Origin of the sequence: Propionivibrio sp. (assembly GCF_049316945.1) — a bacterium.
GTDB lineage: Bacteria > Pseudomonadota > Gammaproteobacteria > Burkholderiales > Rhodocyclaceae > Propionivibrio.
Genome location: NZ_JBMOJE010000314.1, coordinates 1 through 2,419, shown reverse-complemented (window position 1 = coordinate 2,419; position 2,419 = coordinate 1). Strand labels below are relative to the sequence as shown.

General features: G+C 56.3%; 3 protein-coding genes. All 3 read left to right on the top strand.

The features are described 5' to 3' along the window. The coding region (locus ACOYNV_RS27470) for a UDP-glucose dehydrogenase family protein (RefSeq protein WP_422903001.1) at positions 1-959 on the top strand (959 nt) is incomplete at its 5' end. Next, on the top strand, positions 953-2,011 hold the full coding sequence (locus tag ACOYNV_RS27465) for a Gfo/Idh/MocA family protein (RefSeq protein ID WP_422903000.1): 1,059 nt from the start codon (positions 953-955) through the stop codon (positions 2,009-2,011). The genes ACOYNV_RS27470 and ACOYNV_RS27465, both read left to right, overlap by 7 nt. Beyond that, positions 2,011-2,419, top strand: a 409-nt coding sequence (locus tag ACOYNV_RS27460) for an acyltransferase (RefSeq protein WP_422902999.1), incomplete at its 3' end; no start/stop codon positions are given. The genes ACOYNV_RS27465 and ACOYNV_RS27460, both read left to right, overlap by 1 nt.

Below are 2,419 nucleotides of genomic sequence, written 5' to 3'. Positions count from 1 at the left end.
GAGGGCGCAGCTCCCACAGAAACCCCGCTTTCTCAGTAGTCTCCAACCCCGAATTCCTAAAAGAAGGCGCCGCCGTAGAAGACTTCACCCGCCCCGACCGCATTGTCCTAGGCGTTTCCAGCGACGCCGCAGGCGAGAGGGCTCTAAGCACCATGCGCCAGCTCTACGCCCCCTTCAACCGCAACCACGAACGCACTCGCGTCATGGATGTTAAAAGCGCGGAGTTCACCAAATACGCCGCCAACGCCATGCTGGCAACCCGCATCAGCCTCATGAACGAACTGGCCAACCTGGCCGACCAGGTGGGTGCCGACATCGAGCTGGTGCGCCAGGGCATAGGCTCTGACCCGCGCATTGGCTACAGCTTTTTGTATGCCGGCACCGGCTACGGCGGCAGTTGCTTCCCCAAAGACGTGCAGGCCCTGGCCCGCACCGCCCGCGAATACGGCCAAACCCTGCGCGTGCTAGAAGCGGTAGAGGCCGTCAACCACGAACAGAAACACGTACTGGTCAATAAGGTCTTCACCAAATACGGCCGCAACCTGACCGGCAAAACCTTCGCCCTGTGGGGCCTGGCCTTCAAACCCAACACCAACGACATGCGCGACGCACCCAGCCGCGTCATCGTCCAGGCCCTGCTGCGCGCCGGTGCCCGCATCAACGCGCACGACCCCGTCGCCGCAGAAGAAGCCCGCCGCGTGCTGACGCTGGACCTGGCTGACGCCCCCGCTCTACTGCAAAACCTGCAATTTGCCAGCAAACCCATGCAAGCCGTGCAGGGCGCGGACGCGCTGATCATCGTGACCGAGTGGAAGGATTACCTCATCCCGAACTGGAAGTCGCTTAAAGCCGCCATGACGAACTCGGTCATCTTCGACGGCCGCAACCTCTTCGAGCCTGCTGACATGAAGGCGCAAGGGCTCGAGTATTTTTCAATTGGGAGAAACGGTAAATGCTGAAATTTGCATTGGTGGGTTGTGGTCGCATAGCAAAACGCCATTCAGAACTGCTCGGCAACGGCCAGATACTGGGTGCCCGATTGGCAGCCGTCTGTGACATTGAACCTGAAAAGGCAACCAGAATTGGGGAGCAGTTTTCGGTCCCCTGGTTTACCGATATGCATGAGATGATGGTCAAGACCACGCCGGATGTAGTTGTCGTGCTGACAGAAAGCGGCCATCACGCAAAGCATGTGATCGAGTTGGCAAAGTATGGCAAACATATCGTTGTCGAGAAACCGATGGCACTAACATGCGATGATGTCGACGCGATGATCCAGGCATGTGACGCCGCAGGAATCAAGCTGTTCGTGATCAAGCAGAACCGGTTCAACGTCCCGGTCCTTAAACTGCGCGAGGCGATTGAGGGGAATCGTTTTGGCAAACTTGTAATGGGGACTGTTCGCGTCCGATGGTGTCGCGATCAGAAATATTACGATCAGGATGCATGGCGTGGAACCTGGGCACTTGATGGCGGCGTATTGACAAATCAGGCAAGCCATCATGTCGACTTGCTTGAGTGGATGATGGGTGATGTCGATTCGGTGTTTGCCAAGAGTGCGACTGCGCTGGTCAACATCGAAGCTGAGGATACTGCCGTTGTCATCCTGAAATTCAGAAACGGCGCGCTTGGAATAATCGAGGCAACCACTGCAGTGAGGCCGAGGGACCTGGAAGGTTCGATTTCGATACTTGGCGAGAAGGGCACGGTTGAGATCGGCGGCTTTGCAGTCAACAAGATGAAGGTCTGGAACTTCACCGAACCGCTTGATGGCGACGCGGATGTGATGGAAAGGTATTCTGTCAACCCGCCCAACGTATATGGTTTCGGACATCAAGCCTACTACCAACATGTGGTTGATTGCATTGAGAACAAGAAGCAGCAGCTTGTTGATGGGCTAGTAGGGCGGCGCAGCGTCGAATTAATAAATGCCATGTACGAGTCCAGTGAAACAGGCAGAGAAGTCCAGCTTCGATTTCATCCCAAGCGCTCACGTTTGGGCGGCCATTGATGGGCAGGCCGACCATCAGGCATTGTGCTGTCAAGGACGTGCTGTTTGGCGAGCGCGTAATTGTTGTCGAACCTACGAACCTCTATGGTTGCACCATCGGCGACGACACCTTCATCGGCCCCTTCGTGGAAATTCAGAAGTCTGCCACAGTGGGCAAGCGTTGCCGCATTCAGTCCCACTCCTTTCTGTGCGCCCTTGTTGAGATTGGCGACGACTGTGTCGTCGCGCACGGCGTCATGTTTGTGAATGATAAGTTTGTCAATGGAGGCCCGGCACGCGGTGACAAGAGCCTCTGGCTGCCAACCAGGATTGGTAACAAGGTTTCTATTGGGTCAAACGCCACTATTCTTCCTGTCACCATCTGTGACAACGTCGTCATCGGTGCTGGCGCGGTGGTCACGAAAGACA

What these genes read in the sequence shown, in the direction of transcription:
- ACOYNV_RS27465 (WP_422903000.1), top strand. Translation starts at nt 953, where the DNA reads ATGCTGAAATTTGCATTGGTGGGTTGTGGTCGCATAGCAAAACGCCAT.